Annotated in this window: 3 protein-coding genes; 2 read left to right on the forward strand and 1 reads right to left on the reverse strand. The window is 64.6% G+C overall.

Features of this window, described 5'->3' with window-relative positions; genetic code table 11:
- Nucleotides 1-99: 99 nt before the first annotated feature.
- Nucleotides 100-2,337, forward strand: a complete 2,238-nt coding sequence (locus QZ213_RS26220; protein WP_291688967.1) for an EAL domain-containing protein — start codon at nt 100-102, stop codon at nt 2,335-2,337.
- Between the two features lie 16 nt (nt 2,338-2,353).
- Here QZ213_RS26220 and QZ213_RS26225 read toward each other — a convergent pair whose 3' ends face one another.
- Nucleotides 2,354-2,827, reverse strand: coding sequence for a DUF1801 domain-containing protein (locus QZ213_RS26225; RefSeq protein WP_291688968.1), 474 nt, complete (start codon nt 2,825-2,827; stop codon nt 2,354-2,356).
- A gap of 97 nt (nt 2,828-2,924) precedes the next feature.
- Here QZ213_RS26225 and QZ213_RS26230 point away from each other — a divergent pair, with 97 nt between their 5' ends.
- The gene (locus QZ213_RS26230; RefSeq protein WP_291688969.1) at nt 2,925-3,296 is read left to right on the forward strand and encodes a hypothetical protein; all 372 of its coding nucleotides are present in this window, start codon (nt 2,925-2,927) and stop codon (nt 3,294-3,296) included.
- Nucleotides 3,297-3,482 lie beyond the last annotated feature (186 nt).

Genomic DNA, 3,482 nt, shown 5'->3' on the forward strand with positions numbered 1-3,482 from the left:
GCCGAACCTTGCGATCAACTCCCAAGACAGCCAAGAGATACCATTTTTTCAGAGACTTATCGGAGAAGGGGCCTGCGGAATGCGATTGGGGCGCAAGCAATGCCGAATAACCGGCCAAAGAGAGTCAAGAAGCTGAAGCATGCGGCGATCGCCCGCATTGCCGGCCGGCCGGCAAAGCCGAGTCCGAAACTCCCGAGCCGCAGCCGTCGCGTTTCAGCCGAGATCGGCGAGATCGTGCGCAAGCGCGCAGAAGCGGAAGCCGCGATCGCCGAAGCGCGAAAATCCCATGAGCGATTGCGCGAGGCGATCGACATCCTGCCCCAGGGCATCGTGTTCCTTGACGCCGAGGGACGCTACATCCTCTGGAACAAGAAATATGCGGAGATATACAATCGCAGCTCGGATCTGTTCGAGCCGGGCGCGCGGCTGCAGGACACTATCCGCGTCGGCGTCGAGCGCGGCGATTATCCCGAAGCGATCGGCCGCGAAGAAGAGTGGATCGCCGAACGGATCGAGAAGCTCTATCACCCCGGGAAGGGCCACGAGCAGACCCTCAGCGACGGCCGCGTCATCCTGATCGAGGAGCGGGTGACCGGGGACGGCGGCGTCATCGGCTTGCGCGTCGATATCACCGAGCTGAAACAGCGCGAGGCCTCGTTCCGGCTGCTGTTCGACAGCAATCCCGTGCCCATGATCGTCTGCGCACTGGACGACGAGCGCATCCTTGGCGTCAACGATGCCGCGGTCGAGCATTACGGCTACACCCGCGCGCAGTTCGAGAAGTTGACAATCCGCAGGGTCCAGGCTTTCGAGACCGAGCCCCCCTGGGCCGGCAACCATTCCAGCGACGAACTGACGGCGCGCACCTGGAAGCACGTGCGGGCCGACGGTACGCTGATCGATCTGGCGGTCTATTCGCGCCATCTGGTCTATAACGACCAGCCCGCGGTGCTGCTGGCGCTGATGGACATCACCGAGCGCAAGCGCGCCGAGGCGCGGCTTGCCTTCATGGCGCAGCACGACGGCTTGACGGGCCTGCCGAACCGCAACCTTTTGCGCCAGCACATGGACGAGATCCTGCTGCACACGCGGCGCAGCGCGGAGAAGGTCGCGGTGCTGGTGCTCGGGCTCGACAATTTCAAGGCGGTCAACGACACGCTGGGCCACGGCATCGGCGACAAGCTGTTGCGCGGCGTCGCCAAGCGGCTGCGCTCGACGCTGCGCGAGGAAGATACGCTGGCCCGCCTCAACTCCGACGAATTCGCGATCGTCCAGAGCGGGCTGACGCGCCCCGAGGATGTCGTGTTTCTCGCCAAGCGGCTACTGGAGGCGATCGCCGATCCCTATCTGCTCGACGGCCATTCCGTCATCATCGGCGCCAGCATCGGCATTGCGATGGCGCCGGGCGACGGCGACGAATCCGAGAAGCTTCTGAAGAGCGCCGACATGGCGCTGTCGCGCGCCAAGAACGATTCGCGCGGCACCTTCAGCTTCTTCGAGGCCGAAATGGACGCCCGCGCCCAGAGCCGGCGCAAGATCGAACTCGACCTGCGCGACGCGATCCAGAACGACGTGCTGCGGCCGCATTATCAGCCGCTGATATGTCTTTCGACCGGACGCATCACCGGCTTCGAGGCGCTGGTGCGCTGGCCCGATCCCGAACGCGGCATGATCTCGCCGGCCGAATTCATTCCCGTCGCCGAGGAAACCGGCCTGATCAACGGGCTCGGCGGGTTGATGCTGCGGCGCGCCTGCGCGGATGCGGCGCTGTGGCCCGACGACGTCCGTGTCGCGGTCAATTTGTCGCCGCTGCAGTTCAGGACGGGCAATCTGTTTTCAATCGTGACGGATGCGCTGAAGCAGTCCGGCCTGCCGGCCAAGCGGCTCGAGCTGGAAATCACCGAGACCCTGCTCTTGGAGAAAAGCGGCCAGGTGCTCGCCACCCTGCATGCGCTGCGCGCGCTCGGCGTGCGCATTTCGATGGACGATTTCGGCACGGGCTATTCCAGCCTGAGTTATCTGCGCAGTTTTCCGTTCGACAAGATCAAGATCGACCAGTCGTTCGTGCGCGACCTCGGCTCCCATCGCGACGCGCAGGCGATCGTGCGTTCGATCATCAGCCTCGGCAAGGGTCTTGGCGTCACCATCACCGCCGAGGGCGTCGAGACCGAAGCCGAGCTGAGCTGCCTGCGCGCGGAGGGCTGTCACGAGGGCCAGGGCTTCCTGTTCAGCCGGGCGCGGCCCAACGACGAGATCGTAAGACTGTTGCAAGCCCAGTCCGGCGCGGATTCCGACCCGCCGGCGGAGATGGACGGCGACGCCGCGCTGGTCGCCTGACGCTTCTAACGACTTTCTAACGCCCGGCCTTGCGCTTGTTCAGGTGGTAGGTCAGCGCCAGCGCCACGCAGTGGCGCAGCTCGGCCCGCGGAAGCTCGTCCTTCGCGCTGAGAAGGATGCTGCGGTTGCCGCCGAAGCGGAGTTGCGTCGGGTACAGTTCACGGAAGGTCGCGACCAGATCGGTCTGGCAGTGGAAGTAGACCGCGTATTGCCCGGCGGCGGATTTCACCCGGTCGATGCGGATCGTGCTGCCACTGTTGGTCTGCGGGGTGAGATAGCTCGGCTGCCCCCATTTCAGGGTCTCCTGGAGCACGCCGACGCCCTTCGTGGTCCTTGCGGTCTCGAAGATCAGCCGTCGCAGTGCCAGCAATTTTGCTTTCAGGGGCTTGGGATAGGCGTTGAAAACCGCATTGACGGCGGGATCCCTGAAATCATCGACCGGCATGGCTACCGGGATTTTTCCAGATGTCTTCTTTGCCGCACGCTTCATTGCCCCGTCCGCGTCCTTGCAAGGTGGGTCGCGTGGACAGACTAGGGCACGGAGCGGAACAGCGGAAGCAAGTGCCGGCTATTTCTTTCGCGCGGATTTGCGCGCGGCCGACCGCTTGGTGGCCTGCCGCTTGCGGGGGGATCCGGCGAAGGCATCGCCCGGTCAATACATTGCCGAGCGCGCCGAACCTGCGGCCGCCAGCCTGCCGTCGCGGTTGCGGCGGGTCGTCGTGACCTGCGCCTACCTGTTGCTGATGGCGGTCATCTATCTCTTCACGGTCGGCCGCATCGTCGCGCCCGGCGCGATCTCCCATGTCTGTTTCGAAAGCGATTTCTGCTCGGGCGGCGAAAGAATTCTCAGTCTCATCATTGGCGTGGGGCTGCTCGGATTGTGTGCGGTCTGCATCACCCTGGGGTGGCGAGGCAGACTTGTCGGCGCGCGCGGGACCCTGGCAGGGGATTCCGGTTAGACCCCTGACACGACCTGGATTATGCCGGCGCGCCTATGCCGCGTTGCGCAGGCCGGCCAGGAAGGTGTCGACGCTCTTGAACAGTGCATCGGCATGCTGGCTGAGTTCGCTGGAGGCCACCATCACATTGTCGGCGAGCGTGCGCGACTGGCCAGCGGCCTGGCTGGCGCCGGCGACGTTTTGGGA

Source organism: Bradyrhizobium sp. (genome assembly GCF_017881085.1).
Classification (GTDB): Bacteria; Pseudomonadota; Alphaproteobacteria; order Rhizobiales; family Xanthobacteraceae; genus Bradyrhizobium.

Coding starts and splice junctions, on each gene's coding strand:
- QZ213_RS26225 (WP_291688968.1), bottom strand. CDS start 2,827: ATGAAGCGTGCGGCAAAGAAGACATCTGGAAAAATCCCGGTAGCCATG.
- QZ213_RS26220 (WP_291688967.1), top strand. CDS start 100: ATGCCGAATAACCGGCCAAAGAGAGTCAAGAAGCTGAAGCATGCGGCG.